This is a genomic window from Sphingomonas turrisvirgatae (assembly GCF_001721295.1).
Lineage (GTDB): Bacteria > Pseudomonadota > Alphaproteobacteria > Sphingomonadales > Sphingomonadaceae > Sphingomonas > Sphingomonas turrisvirgatae.
In genome coordinates this window covers 132,642-149,363 of record NZ_MDDS01000003.1, presented here as the reverse complement: position 1 = coordinate 149,363, position 16,722 = coordinate 132,642, and the positions used below count along the sequence as shown (strand labels likewise).

General features: G+C 62.9%; 14 protein-coding genes and 1 tRNA gene. 6 read left to right on the top strand and 9 right to left on the bottom strand.

The genetic code is table 11. From position 1 onward, the window contains the following. Positions 1-647: 647 nt before the first annotated feature. From BFL28_RS00745 to BFL28_RS00730, 4 genes are read right to left on the bottom strand one after another with little or no spacing between them, the layout of a single operon-like run. Complete coding sequence (locus tag BFL28_RS00745) at positions 648-1,313, bottom strand: hypothetical protein (RefSeq protein ID WP_069318722.1); 666 nt, start codon at positions 1,311-1,313, stop codon at positions 648-650. Beyond that, positions 1,310-1,879, bottom strand: coding sequence for a hypothetical protein (locus tag BFL28_RS00740; RefSeq protein ID WP_069318721.1), 570 nt, complete (start codon positions 1,877-1,879; stop codon positions 1,310-1,312). Before BFL28_RS00740 ends, BFL28_RS00745 begins: the two co-directional genes overlap by 4 nt. A 1-nt stretch (position 1,880) precedes the next feature. After that, a complete protein-coding gene (locus tag BFL28_RS00735; protein ID WP_069318720.1) occupies positions 1,881-2,252 on the bottom strand; it encodes a DUF3768 domain-containing protein in 372 nt (123 codons plus the stop codon). A 51-nt stretch (positions 2,253-2,303) separates the two neighbouring features. Continuing rightward, the gene (locus BFL28_RS00730; protein WP_069318719.1) at positions 2,304-2,882 is read right to left on the bottom strand and encodes a tyrosine-type recombinase/integrase; all 579 of its coding nucleotides are present in this window, start codon (positions 2,880-2,882) and stop codon (positions 2,304-2,306) included. A gap of 20 nt (positions 2,883-2,902) precedes the next feature. Between BFL28_RS00730 and BFL28_RS21270 the strand changes: the two genes are divergently transcribed. Further along, the gene (locus tag BFL28_RS21270) at positions 2,903-3,139 is read left to right on the top strand and encodes a hypothetical protein (RefSeq protein ID WP_206599049.1); all 237 of its coding nucleotides are present in this window, start codon (positions 2,903-2,905) and stop codon (positions 3,137-3,139) included. On the opposite strand, the gene BFL28_RS00725 is transcribed toward BFL28_RS21270, so the two are convergent. Continuing rightward, complete coding sequence (locus BFL28_RS00725; protein WP_069318718.1) at positions 3,136-6,891, bottom strand: SIR2 family protein; 3,756 nt, start codon at positions 6,889-6,891, stop codon at positions 3,136-3,138. The genes BFL28_RS21270 and BFL28_RS00725 overlap by 4 nt on opposite strands. 169 nt (positions 6,892-7,060) lie before the next feature. Between BFL28_RS00725 and BFL28_RS00720 the strand changes: the two genes are divergently transcribed. From BFL28_RS00720 to BFL28_RS00710, 3 genes are all read left to right on the top strand, one after another. Next, a complete protein-coding gene (locus BFL28_RS00720; RefSeq protein ID WP_069318717.1) occupies positions 7,061-7,267 on the top strand; it encodes a hypothetical protein in 207 nt (68 codons plus the stop codon). Beyond that, the gene (locus tag BFL28_RS00715; RefSeq protein WP_069318716.1) at positions 7,264-9,717 is read left to right on the top strand and encodes an AAA family ATPase; all 2,454 of its coding nucleotides are present in this window, start codon (positions 7,264-7,266) and stop codon (positions 9,715-9,717) included. Before BFL28_RS00720 ends, BFL28_RS00715 begins: the two co-directional genes overlap by 4 nt. Positions 9,718-10,002: 285 nt before the next feature. Next, the gene (locus BFL28_RS00710) at positions 10,003-10,239 is read left to right on the top strand and encodes a hypothetical protein (protein WP_069318715.1); all 237 of its coding nucleotides are present in this window, start codon (positions 10,003-10,005) and stop codon (positions 10,237-10,239) included. Positions 10,240-10,316: 77 nt separating this feature from the next. On the opposite strand, the gene BFL28_RS00705 is transcribed toward BFL28_RS00710, so the two are convergent. Together BFL28_RS00705 and BFL28_RS00700 are read right to left on the bottom strand one after the other, a co-directional pair. After that, positions 10,317-12,083: a DUF927 domain-containing protein gene (locus tag BFL28_RS00705; protein WP_069318714.1), complete on the bottom strand. Its 1,767-nt coding sequence runs from the start codon at positions 12,081-12,083 to the stop codon at positions 10,317-10,319. A 177-nt stretch (positions 12,084-12,260) separates the two neighbouring features. Beyond that, positions 12,261-13,163, bottom strand: a complete 903-nt coding sequence (locus BFL28_RS00700; RefSeq protein WP_131818560.1) for a hypothetical protein — start codon at positions 13,161-13,163, stop codon at positions 12,261-12,263. Between the two features lie 335 nt (positions 13,164-13,498). Between BFL28_RS00700 and BFL28_RS00695 the strand changes: the two genes are divergently transcribed. Continuing rightward, the gene (locus BFL28_RS00695) at positions 13,499-14,152 is read left to right on the top strand and encodes a hypothetical protein (protein ID WP_131818559.1); all 654 of its coding nucleotides are present in this window, start codon (positions 13,499-13,501) and stop codon (positions 14,150-14,152) included. 67 nt (positions 14,153-14,219) lie between these two features. Here BFL28_RS00695 and BFL28_RS00690 read toward each other — a convergent pair whose 3' ends face one another. Together BFL28_RS00690 and BFL28_RS00685 are read right to left on the bottom strand one after the other, a co-directional pair. Further along, positions 14,220-15,500, bottom strand: coding sequence for a tyrosine-type recombinase/integrase (locus BFL28_RS00690; protein ID WP_079246841.1), 1,281 nt, complete (start codon positions 15,498-15,500; stop codon positions 14,220-14,222). Positions 15,501-15,701: 201 nt separating this feature from the next. Beyond that, positions 15,702-15,792: transfer RNA gene (locus tag BFL28_RS00685), tRNA-Ser, on the bottom strand. Between the two features lie 65 nt (positions 15,793-15,857). On the opposite strand from BFL28_RS00685, the gene BFL28_RS00680 reads away from it, so the two are divergent. Next, positions 15,858-16,715, top strand: a complete 858-nt coding sequence (locus BFL28_RS00680; RefSeq protein WP_069318710.1) for a peptidylprolyl isomerase — start codon at positions 15,858-15,860, stop codon at positions 16,713-16,715. The last annotated feature ends 7 nt before the right edge of the window (positions 16,716-16,722 follow it).

Genomic DNA, 16,722 nt, shown 5'->3' with positions numbered 1-16,722 from the left:
CGGCATCTGGCGTGACGGCACGCATTTTCAGTTCAAGGCCGAGACTGTCGTCCCGCATCGCCAGATGATGCAGGCGGCGCGCAGCTAACCACGAGATCCGCCCGCTTGCCAAGCGGACGGTACGATCCTCCCGGGAGGCGGAGGGAGCGGAGACTTCGATTCTAACGTTAGGGCAGCGATGACCCTGGGCTCAGTTGTTGAAGCTCCACCCTTCGATACGAACCGACCATATTGTGGCGTGCGTCCCTGCCGGCCTGCCCGGATAAACGCACGACCCCGGAGAGACTGTTGCACCCCGGGTCGATCGGCATCTCGCGCAAGACTTGAAAAGGAAGCCGCCCTATGATGGAATGACTATCGCCAGCACGCCCCCCATGCGGTGGGGGACCTCAGCTAGAGAATGCTAGTAAACCCGCTGAAACAACGAGCGCATGCGCCTTTACCGGCAAGCCGGCTGGACATGCGCGCATGCCACCCGGCCTCCGAAGATCGGCGACCGAGGTGTTTCAGAAGGGGTTACTAGGCCCCACGCTGCGGCTTTCACGCAGCGCAATTTCGACTTACCGCGCTCAAGTATGAAGGGCAACCAGCGCGGTGAAGGCCGCCCAATATGCCGCATTCCCGATGGAAACGGCTAACTCGTAAAGTCACGGCGGGCGCGGGTTGAATGCTGCTTCCCAACCCTCCGCCAGATAGGTGCGGGAATCGAGGAAGCGGTCAGCGCACGCCCGCCACAGGATCGTGTCGATGGTCGCTTCACGGTAGCCGGTCTGCCCAGCCAAGCGCTCGCACAGCTCCCAAGCGGTGCCATGCTCGGCCGCAGCCAGACGGGCTAGGTGAACATCGGGCTTGACCGTGTTGACGCCCAAATTCTTGGCGAGGTGATGCCGCGTCACCGGGCCGACGAACGGCAGTGTGCCGCAGAACGCCAGCTTGTTGTCGGCGATCTGATAGGCCGCAAACAGGACCTTCCGGTGATGCCAGATATGGTCCATCGCCTTGGCCTTGCCCGGGTGGCCATACACTTCGGCTGATGAGCGTCCCTTCGCCAGCGCGCGGACGCAGCGCCAGTAGATGCCGTTGGCAATGCGGAAGCTCATCCCGGAGTTGGCGATGACGAAGATCACTTCCTTGGCGAACGTTCTGCAATCGCGCGGCGGCTTGATCGTCTCACTCCACGCGATGAGATCGGCATAGCCGCGCGCCAGCATGGCCGCCTCAAGCTCGCGGAACTGCTCAAGCGTCAGCTGGGGCGGCGGTTCGGGCGGCACAGTGATGGGATCGAGATAGCCCTCGCGTCGATCCTTGATCATGATCGCACCTCCAGCACGATGATCGACGCGGTGGCGATGCGGTGCCGCCATTTGCCGCGCCCATAGCTGACGCCGCACGACGCCTTGGCGACCCAGTGATAGATGTAGCTGTCGTGCAGGATCAGTCGGGTCGGTGTGTAAGCGCACACGACGGTGAAATGGTCATACTCACCGTTGAGCGACAGTAGGACCGGACGCTGCCGGTCGATGGCCCCCTCGATGCCGCGCAGCACCTGTCGCCGCGAGGGGCGAGCGCCGGCGGCGAACATGATCACCGCTTCGACCCGCACGCCGCTGCGGCGGCTGGCGCTGCGACAGAGGGCATTGACCAACCGGCGCCAGCGGCCCTGGCTGATGCCCCAGGTCACCGCGAACTGCAGCCGGCCTTCCAGCGCCAATAGCTCGACTGCACGCGCGAACAGCGCATCGATCTGAACTTCGCTGAGCTCCCGATGGTCGGCCAGCGCCAGGCGCAGTCCGTTGAGTGCCGCATAGATGCCGCAGAACCCGTCAAGCGCGCCTTGCTCGAGCGGTTCGATGCGGGCGGCCGCATGAAGCCGCCCCATCTCAATACTCCGATGCGAGCATGATGGTGAGTACGCGCGTGGTCACGGCGGGGTCGGCCGGATCGGGCGAGCCCTGCCACATCTGACGGTCGTAATAGTCGATCTTCCAGTAGATGAGCTGGCCCAGCCACTCGAACGCGCCGAAGTCGCGCTCGCCGTAAGGGTCGTTGTCGGTGTAAAACGCCGTGAACGATTGCACCCGCTCCATGATCTGGACGACTGCACCGCGCCCCAGCGCGATGACCCCTTGGGTGATGGCGAAGGTGCCGCTCGACGCCCCGGCGCGAAATGCGTCGTTGAGCGCGGCGATCTGCGCAGCGCGGTTCTCCGCTTGGATGTTGCAGGCGCGCGTGTTCTCATCACGTCCCGACATGGGCGTGGCCTCCTTGTGTTAGCGATGTGGGGCAGGGAAGTGGCTGGCCGCTTAGACCAGCTGAACCAGCTTGTGCTGGATCACACGATCACCCGCGATGTAGCGCTCGGTGGTCGAAAGCGAGCGATGGCCCGCAAGTTCCTGGACGTCCCTGAGCGAGCCGCCGGTGCGGCCCAGCAGACGCGCTGACTTGGTGATGAAGGTGCGCCGCCCGGAATGTGACGAGCAGCCGCAGAAGCCTAGCTCGGCGTAGACACTGGCAAACCAGTTGACGATGCTCTGCGCCCGCATGTGCGAGCCGCGTTCTGAGCGGATGATCGCGCCGCGTCGCGGGCTGCCCTGGTCCCTATGCAGCCGCTCCAACGCGGATCGCAGCTCAGGATGAAGCGGGATCATCCGGCCTGAGCCCATCTTGGCGATCTGGCGTGCTACAGTGATGTGTCGGTCCATCTTGCCGTCGGGCCGCAGCACCATGGACCAGTCGAGACCGGCGATCTCGCAGGCTCGCAAGCCTGCCTTGAAACTCAGCAGCACGATGACGTGATTACGTAACGGGTATCTGGCGCAGCGTATGTGCCGAATGAGGCGGCGCACGTCAGCCGCCTCCAGCACCCTTGCGGGCTGTGACATAACTCCTCCGACAATGTGTGATGGACACCATCATGGTGTTCTATGAGTATAGCACACTTTGTTACGGTTTGTCAACGATTGGCGTTACGGCATGTAATAAGTATGACTGGAATCGTGCCGTCAGCGGTCTGTCTGCTTTCCAAAACGATAGTAAGCAAATCAGACGTAGCTCGGAGAAGCATGCACAGGAACTGCGACTGCGGACCACGAACAACTCTGCAGGAAGTGCAGAAAAGAAAGCGTCATTGCGCCGTTAATGCGTAAGTGCCTTTAAGCGGCGCCATGGATCGCTTTGCCTAAGCGCCGGGGCGGCCTCGGCGATCGTCTCCAGCAACTCGCCGAGGTTCCAGGGGGCGGTCTGCCGATCGGTCCCGACCAGCTTGTCCAGCATACGCAGCGTCGCCGCCGGGAAGCGCCCGCTGTAATTTTTACCGTCCTCGTCGTGCTTCTTCATGCGGAAGGCGAAGGTGTCGAGGTGTGCGACGGGCCGGAGATAGTCATCGACTAGATCCAGCACCTCCTCGAACCGGTCGCCCGCCGCCTCGACCATCGACACGAAGGCGCGCGAGCTCGCCTCGCCCTGATATCGGAGCTGCCTTGGCCAAGCATGGAGCACGAAAGGCCTGACGAAGGCCGCCCACATCCCCTCCCCTGACATCGAACGGGCGAGCATCGAGACCGCTTCCGACCGTTCGTGATCGTCGACCGCCATGAGGACGCGCCGTGCCTCGGGATAGGAGATGGCCGCCTGGCCGCCGCGCGGGTAGGTCAGGTTCGTGACCTGCTGGATCAGCTGCACTCGAGCCTCTTTGTCCAGTGCCCATAGCGCGTCCCCGGCTATGACCCTCAGCATAGCGGGTTTGAGCATGATGCCCACCGCGTCGCTTAGGAGGTGCTGATCCCCAGACAGACCGTGCCACATGGCCTCGGACAATGCGTGGCCTGGGTCGAAGAGCGGAACGAGGTGGTCGACCCAACCCGGGTACCAATATTCGAGCCATCGGAACTGCCGAGCAATCACGGCGGCGGCGTGACCAGCGCCGTCGCCCGGCAGCCTGAGCAACACGTCGAGCCGTGAGCCGACGTATGCGGGCATCGCCCTCCGCCGCCTCGGCTGGTTCAGCAGGGTCATCATCACCTGCGCCAGGTCGCCGCCCGGCGAATTGATCGCCTTCATGATCGAGAATTCGGACTCGACCTTTGGAACGCCGCCGACCGAGGCTGTGCCTACCGAACTCTCAAGCGCGTGTGCGGGTGCCGCCAAGTAGCGCCCGACGATGGCATCAAAGGCAGCAAGGCCGGTCCTCCGGTCATGCCGGATCAAGCCCTCGGCGAACTTGGACGCCCAGTTCGCGACGTCGTACCTCAAGTCCAGGAAGACCGGATCGGGCACGCGAGCGAGCGAGTGGGCCATCAGCAGGCTCAGCCGCGGATCCGCCTCCTTCGGCCAGTTCGACGCGAGGCTTCGCCAAAACCGCATCGGGTGCTCACCTCGACGAGCGACGAGCCGCAAGGCCGACAACGCCCGCAGCGGGGCGACTTCCACCACACCGTCGAACGGGCGGTGGTCGACGAGCTGGCGGTGATCGTCGGTGGTCAAGCTCTCGGCCAGCGTCAGCAATGCTGAGACCGGCACCTTCTCGAGGCCCTGCGGCTCCGTGGCGCGGTGGATGACACCGCCGTAGCTGCTCATACTGTCGTCAGCGTGGGCCGCCCAGCTGTCGGACCAGCGCGGGTCGGCGGACTTCAGCCTCTCGAGTTGCGCCGACCCGGCCGGCGAGAGCGCGCGACCGTTCAGCTCGAGCCATCGCAGCCAGGATGCCGCGCGGGCGCCGCGTCGCGCCCGATACTCCTTGTGCGGTTCGCCCTCGTAAGTCGGCGGACCGGCCGCGATGCGTCGCTCTATCGAGCGACGCTGCCCCGCCCCGAATCGCGACCACTTCGCCCGAAGTGCGAAGAGCATCTCCCGCGCGCTCTCGGGGTCCCAGAAGACCTCGGCCGGCATCGCCAAGATCCGCTCCGCCACCACGTCCGGGTCGAGCAACCCCGGGAGCCAAGCCGCATACAGGAACAGCTTGGCGAAGTAGGTGCGGTCGTTGCTGTTCCAGTTGTCGACCTCCCGCAGGGCGAGCGCCCGGCTCTGCACGAAGAGAAAGTCGAATAGCTTCCTGAACCGATGGAACAGCTCGTCCCGCCGCCCGTGACCGTGGGATTCGCCCGCGTCGCCGGAGTGGTGGAGCGTCGGCGTCCGGCGGAACGACGGCGTCCCCTCTTCCGCCATCTCCGCCATGTCCACTAGGGTCCGCCGGACGATCGCGACGAGACGCGGCAGAGCCTCGGGCGGCGGCACCAGCTTGGCATCGGGCCAGCGCGTCACCGTTACCTTGATCCCGACAAGGTCGCGGAGCCTGACCACGTCCCATCCGCCGGACGGCGGAACCGGCGAGGCCAGCGTCGCGCTCGATATCTCAAAAATCGGTTCGAGAGCGCGCTCAATCTCGCGCAACACCGAAGTGCTCCAACCCTCGGATGCAAGTCGGTCGGCTGCCTGGTAAAGCCTGAAGTCGTGGACGTCATTCTGACGCGCGCGGGCAGCCTCGAGATAGCGGCGCCAGAAGTGCACGACCGGCTCCGGCAGATCCTTCGCACGGTCGAGCCGCGCGTCGATCTCACGCATCAGACCGGGATGGGGCAGGCGGTTGTATCCTGCCCACCAGACTGCGGCGGGCTGGTCCAGGACCAACCCGATCCATCGCGCCAGATGATACAGCCGGGACGGCAGCTGGCTCGACCACTCCGCATGGTAGCCCGAGACGCGCTGCCGCTCCGACCACTGCTCGTCACCCGGGCGCCACCGCAACGGATCCTCGCCGGGCGGCACGATACCGCCGCCGACCTGCGGCGCCGGTCGCGGCGGGTCGCCGTCCAGACCGAACACGTCAAGCGGATCCACATCCTCGCTGTCGTCCCATCGCCGCCGGCTTGGTTCCGCATAGCGGCGGCTGGCATCCAGCACGGATAGCCACTCGGCTGGCGGCGGAGGATCCGCCGAGGCGAAAGCCGCAGCGCCCGCCTTGGACCCGACGAGATGAACGACCTGCCCCCGTTCGAACGGCCTGAGTTCTGCCGGTGGGCGCTGGGCGAGCGCCACCAGACGCGCCTGCCACGCCTCGCGGTCGCGCGCGGCCTCGGCCCACGCGAACAATGTGTCCCACAGTCCTCCGTGGGCCCGGTCGCGCGGCGCGTAGGGGATGGTCGTCACGCCCTTGTCGCGCCATGCCTCGTCACTGGCGGAGCTCCCCTCGGTGGCGAACGCATAGATCGGCGACCGCTCCGGTCCCTCGCGACTGTTCAGGCCCTCTAGAAGGTACCGCATCGGCGGGTCGTTGGCCGAGTAACCCAGCAGCACGATCGTGTAACGCTCACGCAGTTCCCGGACGAAGCGCGATGCCCAGCCCTCCGCGAGATAGGCCCGGCCGAAGTCGGCGCTGCTGATGACGTAGCCCGAGCTTGCCCCCTGCGCTGCGTTGAGGCGTCCATGGAGGTAGACCACGCCGTCGATAGGTTGCGCCTGCACCAGGTCGGGCAGCGCGGGCGGCACGTAGCGGCGGAGCCGGCGCTCGGCCCGCTCGAAGAGCAGGTCGAAGTTTGTGGTTACGATCTTCGCCGCGCCATCGGTGCCCCGGGAGAGAGCAATGATGGCCTCGTGGAAGCGCAGATCGGCCTTGCGGGGCGTGCGGAGAGCGCGCGTGATTTCGCGGTCGACCGCGGCGCGGCCAAACTCCTTGACCATCACCGTGAACACGCGGTCGAGCGTCTCGCCAGCCTCCCGCGCCTCCTTGGATTCCTGCGCCGTCAGCTCAAACAGCAGGTCGTCAGCCAGCCCGTTGAAGTCAGGAAGACCGGCTGGCGCGGACACGCCCGCGCCGCAGAAGAAGACAACCTCGCCCAGCTCGCGCGCCCCGATCAACGAATCCGGGATGTCTGGGCCATCTTCGTGAAACCGCATCACGTAGCATCGCCTGCCAGTCCGCCGCCATCAAGGGGGACGCACATCTATCAGCGGTCGCCAACGGGTTGAACCTCTAGTCGCTTGGTTGATCAGGCATTTCGAAGCTACATTCTGCAGATGAATCTTACGGACATTCCAGCAGGGCGGTTTGGGGGAGTGAAACAGGATGGAACTTTCGGAACAGCCTGAAGGCGGGGATGAGCAGATTCGCGTGACGACCGTTGCCGGGGCGGTCCTGTCCTCCTTCTTCGACGAACTCGCGCGGGTCGATGACTTCGTCGAGGGTGCGGATCAGCTCAGAAAGCTCGTGCTGGTCGACGGCGTGTTCGCTGAGCCGGCTGTACGAAACACCCTCTTCCCGGACACGCAATGATCCGCATCCAGCAGATCTCGATCCGCGAGTTCCGCGGCATCCGCGACCTGACGCTGACGCTCAACGGCGAGAACTTTGCCGCCTGCGGGCCGAATGGGACAGGCAAGAGCGGGATCGTCGACGCGATCGAGTTCGGACTCACCGGGAACATCTCCCGCCTGTCGGGTCGGGGCACCGGCAACCTTTCGGTAAAGCAGCACGGTCCGCACGTGGACTCGCAGAACAAGCCCGACCTCGCGACTGTCGCGATCGACGTCACCATTCCTTCGCTGAACGGCAAGAAGGCATCCATCCACCGGTCGGTGAAGAGTCTTAACGCGCCAACGATCACACCGGCCGATCCCGACGTCATTGCGGTCTTCGAACAGGTGAAAGCGCATCCCGAGTTCGTGCTGTCGAGACGCGAGCTCATACGGTTCGTGCTTTCTGAGCCGGGCGATCGCGCCAAGGAGGTGCAGGCCCTTCTCCAGCTTGGCGACGTCGAGAAGCTGCGGGTGGTGCTGCAGAAGATCGCGAACGCCTATGCGAGGGAGCTAAAGCCGCTCGAACGGTCGGAGGCTGAGGCGACCCAGCTCCTCAGGACCGCGCTCGGGCTGACCCAGGCCGGCAAGGCCGCGATACTCGATGCGGTCAACCCCAGGCGGGCGATACTGGGGCTCGGTCCGCTCGACGACCTGCTCGCCACCACGTCGCTCGTCGATGGGCTCGCGACCACCGGGACGGGTGGCGCCCGGCCGCGCGTCATCAAGGCCCAAGCCGTCGAGAATATTGCCGCGCTGCAGGCGGCGCTCGCGGCCCTGACCGACTCGACGGTTTCCGCGGAGTGCGCGGCGATCGCGGCATCGCTGACGGAGTTGGCCGCCGATCCGTCGTCGGTGAGCGGCGTGAAGGAGGAGGGGCTGCTCACGGCGGCGCTCGATCTCTATGACGGCGAGCACTGCCCGGTGTGCGACAAGGCGTTCGACGAGGAGGGCTTCGTCGCCCACCTTCGCGGCAAGCTGTCCCACCTCGCGGCTATCTCCGCGCGGAAGCGCGGGATTCAGGTGCGCATAGCTCCCATCCTGGACCTGATCCGGGGGGCCGGGACGGCGATCGCCGCCACGATCACGGACTCACAGGGGTTCACGCCGCCATTGGACCTGAAGGCGCTGGGCGACTTCAAGCAGGTGCTACTGGGTCGCTACCGGCAGCTGGAGGCGTTCCTCCCGATCGACGACACAGTGGCGGTGTTGGGCGTCGCCGGCAGCGTGCCTGATCTGGACGCGGTGATCGGGACGGTGTCCGCGGCGGTGGCCGCCCTGCCGGAACCCAGCATGCAGGACGCGGCCCGCGACTTCCTTACGGTCGGGCAGGAGCGGCTCGATCAGTTCCGCAGGGCGCGACAGGCGCTCGCCGTCGGCAGGGCGAGGGCGGAGCGCTCTGCCAAGGCGTTCGAAATTTTCGGCGACACGACGACGAAGGCGCTGGAGAGGATCTACGAGGAGGTCCAAGACGAGTTCGCAGAGTGTTACCGCGTCATCAACAGCGACGACGAGTCCGGCTTCACCGCCGCCCTGCTCCCCTCCATCGGCAAGTTAGCGTTTGACGTCGATTTCTACGGAAGGGGCAAGTTCCCGCCCGGCGCCTACCACAGCGAGGGTCACCAGGACGGGATGGGGCTGTGCCTGTACCTCTCGTTGATGAAGCATCTGCTAGGCACCGGTTTCACGTTCGCGGTGCTCGACGACGTGCTCATGTCGGTCGACAAGGGCCACCGCCGCGAGGTCTGCACGCTGCTCAAAGACCGGTTTCCGGATACGCAATTCATCTTCACGACGCACGACGACGTGTGGCTGCGGCACATGCGGGCCGAGGGCATCATCAAGTCGAAGGGGTTGGCTCACTTCCGGACTTGGACGGTGGAGACTGGACCAACGGAATGGACAAACGCGTCGGTGTGGGAGGAGATCGACGCCCATCTCGTCCTGAACGAGGTCAGCAAGGCCGCCGGCATGCTGCGGCGTTTCCTGGAATATTACGCGGCGGAGGCCTGTCATCGGCTGCGCGCGCCGGTAGAGTTTAGGGGAGACGCCCAGTTCATGCTCGGCGACACGATGCCTGCGGCGATCGGCGAGTTTGGGAAGCTGATTAAGAAGGCGAAGGACGTTGCGAACTCGTGGGGGCAGAGTGAGATCGTCGCGGCCATTGTCGCGCGCGAGGCAGATTTCACGGCGGCCAAGCAGGCGACGAACGTCGATCAATGGCAGGTCAACACCAGCGTGCACTACAACTCCTGGGCGGACCTCGGAAAAGGCGACTTCGCTCCCGTCGTCACGGCCTTCCGCGCGCTCGTCTCCTCTTTTGAGTGCTCTACTTGCGAGCAGATGTATTCGGTCACGCCTGAGCGTGGTCCCAAGGGCAGCGTCCGGTGTCAGTGCGGTGAGCTGAACCTGAATCTAGTGGCGAAGTAATCCTTGGGGCATCGTTCGAGCATCCCGCGCCTCGTCGATGAAACCGCTGTGGCTGATCGGTAAGCGGCGGCTTATGGCGAAGGCTGACTTTTGGCCTCGACGACTTCGTCCTAAATTCGGCCATACCAACCATACCCTAAACGAACGGCCGCTTTCGGGATCATCGGCGGATGCGCGGAACGGCCGATATTGGGGCGCAAAGCAGGCATCGCAGAACGCCGCACACGCGCATTGTAAATCGCTTCTGCATCACCCCGAGTGATGGGTCTGTCAGAAGGATTAGCAATGAAGCTGAAGTTTCACGGAACACTGGCCGAACTCCGCGACCTGCTCGCCGCCTACGATATTCACGGTCGGTGGGAGGCGAAACCCAACGGCGTACACATGATGCGGCATATCGGTGGCGGCAACGTTCACTGGGCGAATGGTAGCAAGACACTGTGGCTCGATGGCACGTTCATCGGCAAGGCTCAGCTAGCAGCCCGCGTAGAGACGGCGCTGATGGCAGACCCAGACAGTTAACCCCCCGGCGGGGGCGGCGACGGCCGCCCCCGCGCTCGGGTATGAAGGGCGCAATATATACCATGTTGGATAGTCGCCTACTTCGGCACCCGAAACGATATCACGCGTTCTTGATCGCGCCCCGCGCCAAGCCTACGCTTGACACACAGATGCTTTCGTCCCGGCCGAGCACCGTTTTTTTCTTGCTCGACTAATCTTAGGGCAACTACATCGGGCCGACCCTCGATTGCAGGCCAATCATCGATGCTGCGCGTGATGTGCTCCGGGCGGAAAGCAATTTCCCAAGCCGCTTTTCGCTTGCGCTTATATGCCAACGCGCCCCGCCGCTGCTTCTTGCTGACTTCCGGTAGCGGGCCGCCTCCTAGATCGACAACATCTGGATGGGAGAGCAGGCTTCGAAGTCGTGATTCAAACGAATGCGTCTGGAGCTTTCCCAGATGGAGACGAAAGCAATCCAGCAAGGCGGTCGCAATGTCGATGCCGGTAGGAAACGCGCCCGCATTGATCGCCAGCCTGCCGGCGGCGTAAATTAGCCCGAAGCGGTATGCTGCTAGGCCTTCGACGCCATTATTCATATCGGCGCCCGCCATGGCGACAAATTTCTTGATCCGCTTCGATATCTTCGCTGTGAGGGCTGCCTCGTCCCGAGCCAACTCGCGCAGCAAGAAGCGCACGAAACATCGACCAGCGTGGCCATATTGTTTGCGAATGAGCTGATCGAGCTGCGCAATCGCCTCGCCCGAGCTCTCGGTCCCTTCGACGAGTGATTTTACAACGCCGGTCGGGCGGCCGCGCGGCACTGGGATGGTTAAGAGCCGGTCTGCCAGCCGCGACCGGGCTTCTGCCGGATTGCTCCAAAGCTCCGCCAGAGGTTCGCGCGACGTGCTGATCACCGTTAGGCGGACGTGATGAGGAGGCTGCCGGGGATCATCGTCGATTACGCCCTCAAATAGCGATGCGAAGCAGCGCAGCCTATACGCTTGCTCACGATCAGTCTCGGTGGCGAACCACTGATCTATCCCGTCTATTATCACGGGCTGATCGGAGTGACCGTGCAGACGCCGCCCGACGAAGTTCTCGTTTATGTAGGCAGCGTTCAGCAGGCCAAGGTCGAGCCGCGGGGCCCCCCAGACCGATGCTGCTAGAGCGGCAGCGATTGTTTTACCCGAACCCGCCGGTCCCACCAACTCAATCCCGAAGTTGGCCAATCCTGGGGACCACTGTAGAATTGGCGCGACGAAGCTGGTCAAAACGCTCAAGGTAAGGATGTCCTGGTCCTGCAGTAGCGCCGACAACCCATCCATCCATTCAATGACCGATCCGGCTGTATCGTTGGACCGATAATGCGCATCAAATGTCAGCTCGGGCTTGGCTCGATCCGCCAATTCCTCCGACGAAGCAGCTTCGCCCGCTTCCGCGGCTGCCGAATTGCCTGGTTCGCAATGCGCCAGACAGGTACCGTCTCGGAGTATGAAACAGGCGTCGTTCCAACCAGCCACTTCAGCCAGCGGCGTCAGATCGAAATCTCGCACCTGAGATGCCCCCCGTATCGCCGCCGCAGCCGAGGTGGAGTAGGGCACCAGAAAGTTGGCATCGTTCATGCGCTTCGCCACCTCGGACGGGGTTGAATAGATCCGCAGGGGTATGAACAGGCGCGGCGAGCCTGGCGGTTTGCTGCGCTTGGTCTGCCGACGTTCAATGGCGACATAGAGCCTTCCCGTCTGGGATAGAGCGCCGTTAAATTCGAAGTCCGTCGTGACTGTGTGCCGCACCTTCCGCCGGCGCTTAGTTACCTTGCGGCGATAAATCGCCTCGAGGTCGTCTGGATCTGGCGTTTTACGCATAGTGCCGCTCCGGATGAGATTCCCCCCATCCCCCCGATCCCCGCCCGAAACCGGTACGCGGAGTCAGTGGCTTGGCCGTGATCGAGCCGCGTGCGCAGCTGACGCTGTGTTGTATGCATAGTACACCATAAGGAGGGCACAGCACCCTGCCGATCGTATGCAACCCAAGCACCGGGATCATATCCCGCCTCCATTGAAGTACGCGTTTTTCGGTGGAACGACGACTAGCCCTTCGCGTCGAACGTCGAGATGCATCAGCAAGGCGAAGTCCTGAAGCCGCTGTCGGTGCATCCAGGCGAGCCACGCTGAGTGGAAAGGTTCTGGGATACGCCGGCGGTCGCCGCGCAGCTTTCTGCCATCGTCGGAGAGCCCCGACCAACGGGCCGGCCAAAAGTGTTGGAACAGGTATGATAACGCATAGCGCGCTTCATCCAGGTTGAGCTTACGGAGTTGGAGGGCTGGCGTATCCCGCCCACTTGGCGAAGCATTGATTGCGGCAATTTGGTACTTGCCGCGCGACCGTAGGCGCTCCAGCGCTTCAATCATCTGGCCGGTCGCTATGAAATGCTGATGCGGATGATAATGTCCTGTTGAAAGGCAGAATTCGCCGTGAAGCGTGGCAAAGAGGTATCCGTCCGCCTCTGCTGCATCGACGCGGTTAAGCTCCGACCGAAATCGCATCATGAGCTTGCGCGGATCGACCTCTGCTAGGTGCTGCGGCCCGAATTTAGCGCCCGGAGGAATCAGCGCGCCTATAGCCACGGGACCATGCTGTGCTTCGTGTACGAGCCGAGTCAGGTGATCGAGAATTGGGGCTCTCGCCTCGTACATGTATGCTGCCGAGGCCAAGCTTTCTGGCGGTTCTGATTGTGCGTTGATCATGATGCGGGTTAGCCGGCGGAGCAAGACCTGCTCGTTCAAATCGACCGCACGCCTCCCGGCAAGGTCGAGCACCCGGCCTCTCACGCGATCTTCAGCTACAGCTTCGTCGAAGCTGTAATCGAGCCAACGTGTGCCGGCCCATTTCGCTCTACGATACTCTGGGAGAGGTTTGAGGTGGGTTATATTCAACCGGCTCACGGCAGCTCATCCGGCGCACCACAGGCACTGTTATGCGGGCGTTTGAAAGAACGAGGATCGTCAAGACCGAGCAGCGCGTGCACGCTCGCCGCAAGAACGAGCGTTCGACCTCGGACAGTCCTTTTTTGCAAATGCTTTTGTCGAATCAGCTCAAAAACGGACGTTCGACCAAGCGAGGTGATCTGGCAGACCTGCGCTATCGAGTAGCTCAGTGGCAGAAGCGCGCAATGCGCACACCGGCCCGTCGACGCCACCGCGGTTTCGCTGAATTGACAAGGCATCGTACACCCTCAACATGAAATGAGGGTCAATGGATCTACCCATGAAACTGAAGCATGCAACAGGTTTATTTTACTAAACCATTGAAAATAGGCTTTTTCCGGACGGATTTATTATCGCAACTAGGAGCGGCGATTAAGATGATCATCGACCAGCCTGCATTTGAAGCGGCGTGCGTTCGCGTGGTGGCTGGCTGGGATATGCAAGGCGTCTCGCCGGCTAGGATCGGCTGGCTCGAACGCGAGGTGTATGCGCTCATCGGCTCGGTTTATGATAACGATGATGGCGATTTTCTCGATCAACGCGAAGCGCGCCTTGATTCCCGTGGCGCGCCGGCTCGAACCAACCCCTTCATGCGGGGGCTGAGGGTAATCTTCGCTGACCGTCCAAAAATGTTGTCGTCAGCGCTTCGAGAAAGGACAGCGCTGCGACTGATGCACGCCTACCGCCACTTCACACCATTGTCGGCATTGCCCGCTTTTTTGCGTCATGCGGGTCAACGGCCGAATTTGGCCGTCATTGAGCCAGGCTTCGAAGATTGGATAGCCATGCATCTCGCTTGGTCGGCTGTCGTGACGGAACACAGAGGCGATTATCCTGCTGCCGTGCAAAGGTTGGAGGAGGAGTGGTGGGATAAGCCATCGCCGTTCAAGCACGGGGCGCCGCGGTGGCCGGGAGATGCACTTGATGCTTCACCTGGGCAGCCATAGCGGCGCTCATCCGACCTAGGCTGCTAACTCGACAACTGGCAGCATGCAGTTGAAAGCCGGCAATCGGCTAGTTCGGGACTGTCGTGGGACCTCCCGGCCTGGGGTCGCGCTGCTCATCACGGGAAGTGTCGGCTTCCAGATCGTTCGCCCCAACCGACACCGAGACGCCAGACGTACCTGAGCAATATTCGCCCCAGGCTTTCATCAGTTCCCGCCGCTTGGGGAGCGCGCGGCCACGCCGATAGGCACGTTCTGTTGCGGACTCGATCGTGTGCGCAAGGGCCATCTCGATTTCTTCGCGAGCGAATTGGGTTACTTCCCCGGCCCAATCGCGGAATGTCGATCGAAATCCGTGAACGGTAATGTCATCTCGCTTCATCCGCCTGAGAACGGCGGTCAGCGTCATATCCGACATCTTGCCGCGGCCGCCTGGAAACACCAGCGTCTCGGGCTTGGCCTTGGTAGGGCGCGCGGCGGTCAAGATGGCAACTGCAGCGTCACTCAACGGCACTTCGTGCGTTACGCCAGCCTTCATCCGATTCCCAGGCACCTTCCAAAGGCGCTCTTCCAGATTGACCTCGTTCCAAGTCATGCCCCGAATTTCCCCTGAGCGCGCGGCAGTCAAAATAGCGAATTCGAGCGCGCGCGCTGCAACGCCTTCTCTGAGGCGAAGTTGGCGAAAGAAGCTGGCAATCTCGCGAAAGGGCAAGGCAGCATGATGTTTCACATCTTCTTTCGGACGCTTCGGAAGCAAAAGATCCAGATGGCCGCGACCACGTGCGGGATTCTCGCCCGACCGCAGTCCTTTCACTTTGGCGGCGTCGAGAACTCGCTCGATCCGACCTCGCACGCGCGACGCGGTCTCGGGTTTGGTTAGCCAGATGGGTTGAAGCACGCTGAGCACGTCGCTGGTCGAAACAGCGTCGATTGGTAGTTGGAATAATGGCTGGGCGTAGGTGACTAGCGTGTTCCGCCACTGCTGCCGATGCTTCGCGTTCTTGAAGCCTTCCTCAATGCTGTCGAGCAGGTCGAGCGCGAACTTGCCGAAGGTCATATTCGGCTGTTCAGGCGCGGCTGACTTTGCCGCTAAGCGTGCCCTCTGCGGATCTACGCCTCCAAGCACTGCTTCGCGCGCTGCGGCAGCTTTCTCGCGCGCCTGGGCAAGCGTGACGTCCAAATCCGAGCCTAAGCCCATTTCGCGACGTCGCCCGTTGATGGAATATACGAACAGCCAGGACCTCGATCCGCTAGGCCGCACGCGAAGATAGAGGCCACCGCCGTCTGAGTGAACGCCGACCCCAGTCAACGTAGCTGCCTGCTTGACATTTAGTCGATTCCTGACCCGCATATGCAGCCTCCAGCCAAATGTCGCAGACACCTGGCGGCCAAGCAAGCCATAAGTTTGGTCATAATTCAGGCAGCGGTTTGATACGGCCGATCTCGAACCGATGCGGACGAAACACCGAGCATGCGCGCGCAAGAAAGCACGTAAAACAGCCGAAAAACACGTCTGAGGCCGTACGCACATGTTCGCAGTAGTTCGAGGGGGTGGCGGAGCGGGAGGGATTCGAACCCTCGATACGCTTTTGACGTATACTCACTTTCCAGGCGAGCGCCTTCGACCACTCGGCCACCGCTCCGCATGCTCTGGAAGGCGTGCCCTAGTGGCTTGCGTGCGCGACCGCAAGCGTGTCAGCATCGCGCCATGCTGACTTCGCTCATCGCGCTGGCCTTTCAGGCCGCAGCCGCTCCGCCCGCACCCAAAGCCGCCGATCCGCTGCCGGCCGATTGGAAGCCTATCCCGGCGGCTGAGCTGTTGGTGATGAAACTTGCCGACGAGCGGCAGGTCGTGATCCGGCTAGCGCCACGCTATGCGCCGGTCCATGTCGCCAACATCCGAAAACTGGCGAGTGCGCGCTGGTGGGATGGGGAGACAATCTATCGCGTTCACGACAATTATGTCGTGCAATGGGGTGATGCGACCGAGAAGAAGGCGTTGCCGGCCGGGGTGATTGCGCAGCCGCCGGCCGAATATGACTGGCCGCGCTATGACGCGGTGACTCGGCTGACCAGGATCGATCCTTATTCGACGTCGACCGGACACAGCGCCGATGGCTGGCCGCTGGCGACCAATGGCATGGTGGCGTGGCTGCCGCATTGTTATGGCATGGTCGGGGTGGCGCGTGACCTGAAGCCGAGCACTGGCAGCGGAGGCGACTTGTATGCCGTGATCGGACACGCGCCGCGGCACCTCGACCGCAACATCGCGATCGTCGGTCGCGTGCTGGAGGGGATTGAGCATCTTTCGTCGCTGCCACGGGGAACCGAGGGCGGACTGGGGCTGTACAAGGAGGCGAGCCAGCGCGTGCCGATCATCAGCGTGCGGCTGGCGAGCGAATTGCCCGAGGCATCCCAGCCGCGGTTCGAGTATCGCGCGGCGAACAATGCGCGGTTTGCTGCCTGGGTGAAGGCAAGAGAAAACCGCGAGCCGCCATTCTTCGAACTGCCGGCTGGTGGGTCGGACATCTGCAATGCGATGCCGCCGGTGCGGCGGGCGTCCTAAAAGGTCC

What these genes read in the sequence shown, in the direction of transcription:
- BFL28_RS00745 (WP_069318722.1), bottom strand. Translation starts at nt 1,313, where the DNA reads ATGATCAAGGATCGACGCGAGGGCTATCTCGATCCCATCACTGTGCCG.
- BFL28_RS00740 (WP_069318721.1), bottom strand. Translation starts at nt 1,879, where the DNA reads ATGGGGCGGCTTCATGCGGCCGCCCGCATCGAACCGCTCGAGCAAGGC.
- BFL28_RS00735 (WP_069318720.1), bottom strand. Translation starts at nt 2,252, where the DNA reads ATGTCGGGACGTGATGAGAACACGCGCGCCTGCAACATCCAAGCGGAG.
- BFL28_RS00730 (WP_069318719.1), bottom strand. Translation starts at nt 2,882, where the DNA reads ATGTCACAGCCCGCAAGGGTGCTGGAGGCGGCTGACGTGCGCCGCCTC.
- BFL28_RS21270 (WP_206599049.1), top strand. Translation starts at nt 2,903, where the DNA reads ATGGACACCATCATGGTGTTCTATGAGTATAGCACACTTTGTTACGGT.
- BFL28_RS00725 (WP_069318718.1), bottom strand. Translation starts at nt 6,891, where the DNA reads ATGCGGTTTCACGAAGATGGCCCAGACATCCCGGATTCGTTGATCGGG.
- BFL28_RS00720 (WP_069318717.1), top strand. Translation starts at nt 7,061, where the DNA reads ATGGAACTTTCGGAACAGCCTGAAGGCGGGGATGAGCAGATTCGCGTG.
- BFL28_RS00715 (WP_069318716.1), top strand. Translation starts at nt 7,264, where the DNA reads ATGATCCGCATCCAGCAGATCTCGATCCGCGAGTTCCGCGGCATCCGC.
- BFL28_RS00710 (WP_069318715.1), top strand. Translation starts at nt 10,003, where the DNA reads ATGAAGCTGAAGTTTCACGGAACACTGGCCGAACTCCGCGACCTGCTC.
- BFL28_RS00705 (WP_069318714.1), bottom strand. Translation starts at nt 12,083, where the DNA reads ATGCGTAAAACGCCAGATCCAGACGACCTCGAGGCGATTTATCGCCGC.
- BFL28_RS00695 (WP_131818559.1), top strand. Translation starts at nt 13,499, where the DNA reads ATGCAACAGGTTTATTTTACTAAACCATTGAAAATAGGCTTTTTCCGG.
- BFL28_RS00690 (WP_079246841.1), bottom strand. Translation starts at nt 15,500, where the DNA reads ATGCGGGTCAGGAATCGACTAAATGTCAAGCAGGCAGCTACGTTGACT.
- BFL28_RS00680 (WP_069318710.1), top strand. Translation starts at nt 15,858, where the DNA reads ATGCTGACTTCGCTCATCGCGCTGGCCTTTCAGGCCGCAGCCGCTCCG.